1 protein-coding gene is annotated in these 1572 nt (G+C 34.2%); it reads right to left on the bottom strand.

The window, feature by feature from the left end:
- Positions 1–1445, bottom strand: a 1445-nt coding sequence (locus HND50_22380; GenBank protein ID NOG48000.1) for a hypothetical protein, incomplete at its 3' end; no start/stop codon positions are given.
- Positions 1446–1572: the final 127 nt, after the last annotated feature.

Genomic DNA, 1572 nt, shown 5'->3' with positions numbered 1-1572 from the left:
TTCAGAAAATCTACTTTCGTCTGAATAAATCGAAACGCTTCATCTACATCACTTATTCTTGCATGTGTACGCAAGTTTATGCTAGCGACGGCTTTAACATATTTTTGAGCAGAAACAGCCAACCGTGTATAAAAATCCTGGAAATCATTTTCTATTTCGGGGATTGTTCTAACCTGGGATTCGATTTGACGAAGCTTCTTTTTAAGGTGAACTTCAACTTCTTCACTAAACTTTATCTTCTTGAAATAAGTGCGGATATATGCGACAAAATGTTTTACTTCGCGTTTCCAGTCATCAACCAAGTCCTCTGTTTTAGTAAAAATATCCTGCGCAACAACCAATTGTCTTTGCTTATCTTGAGGAATGTCTATTATGAAATCAAATCTCGATAAGATATTAATAGGAATATTTATATCAGCCGATTCTGTTGATCCTTCACCCTTATAAACCTGGCTTTTCCTATTCATATCCAGGAGAATGGAAGTATTCGCTATGAAAGTTGTTCTGGCTGATGAACTATCAATCACTTCGCCATCTTCCATAAGTTTGGATAGGGCACCGAATATTTCTTTACGGTTCTTTTTTACCTCATGAAAATCCTGGATACAAAGAACACCTTCTGAAGCCATTGTGAAATATCCGGGGTTGGATTTCCAAATGTTATTCTTTCCCAAGGAAGCATTTCCAATCAAACCTGCCATTGTAATTTTACTGTCTACGACACCGATTTCTTCAGATACAGGGTTTAATACTTTTGCTGATAATGTAAGAAGCTTTTTACCAACTGCCGGTGGACCAATAATAAGAGAATGTAATTTCATTGAATTGTTGTTATACATTCCGGAAGAAAATGCTTGGTAGATCATAAAATCAATTGAGTGAGATAATTCCTTTGCCTTATCAAGACCTTTAATTTTTAATCCATCAACAAGTTTGTTTTTGAAGTACGAGAATTTGTCCTGTTGGGTAGCTATCTCTTTTAAAAAAATATCAGCCCGATTCGTTTTTAGATCATATTGAACTTCAATTAAATCTTCTGGGGTAACCTCAACTATATAATTATGCAAGTAGAAAAGATAGCCAGAAGCTTCCTTAGTAATAATTGAAAGAACTGTTCCATGGAAAGTGCAATGAATGTGATGATTAAAAGAATCTTTAAGCCTTTCTCGTAAACTTTCATCATAAACGGGTATCACAACAATTTGATTATTGGAGCGATCTCTGATTGACAATTCTACAAATGTGGATCTTTTACCATTCGTTTCAATTGGTTTTGGGTCTGAGATTGTATGTATATAACCGACAAGTTTAATTGGTTTTCCAACCGCATCCTCTTTTTTTATAAGGTAAATTTGGTGAGCTGAGGTTTTCCGCCAGTCTACTGATTTTGCAAATTTTTGAAATTGTTTTAGGATTTGTTCTGCTTTTTTATCTGGAATTTTCATAATGTATATACTTTGTGTCCATATGTCTAAATGTCCAAAACGAGGGTAATATATTTAATACTGAAATTCAAGATAAATAAATAGGCATCACACCTATTTATTTTTTAGTACGTTAGTTACCCAAGCT

Source organism: Calditrichota bacterium, from assembly GCA_013112635.1.
Taxonomy (GTDB): Bacteria; Calditrichota; Calditrichia; order Calditrichales; family J004; genus JABFGF01.
The sequence above is the reverse complement of the archived record's forward strand: the minus strand, read 5'-3'. Positions and strand labels throughout refer to the sequence as shown.